Annotated in this window: 1 protein-coding gene; it reads right to left on the reverse strand. The window is 42.3% G+C overall.

Annotated features, from left to right (window positions below; all coding sequences use genetic code 11):
* Window positions 1–253 (reverse strand): EamA family transporter (locus AAEY93_RS20905; RefSeq protein WP_351079637.1); only part of this gene is annotated, 253 nt, incomplete at both ends.

Below are 253 nucleotides of genomic sequence, written 5' to 3' on the forward strand. Positions count from 1 at the left end.
GTTTAATACTTACGGTATAAAATGCAGCGCACACCATCGCCATAAGCTCTAAAAAGTTACCTAGTAACGGATTAGGTGCTTGGTCGGTACTTGGTGAAAGAAGCGTAAGTAAAATACTGCCGCCTATACACAGCGTAAAACCGACAACAATGGCTTTGCTTATATGCTCTTTAAGTAATACAAAGGCAAGCAACGCAATAATAATAGGCAAGCAAGAGACAATGACACCGGCCTGCGAGGCTGATGTGTATTC

This window comes from Shewanella sp. CAL98-MNA-CIBAN-0140, from assembly GCF_040309905.1.
GTDB classification, from domain to species: Bacteria; Pseudomonadota; Gammaproteobacteria; order Enterobacterales; family Shewanellaceae; genus Shewanella; species Shewanella psychromarinicola.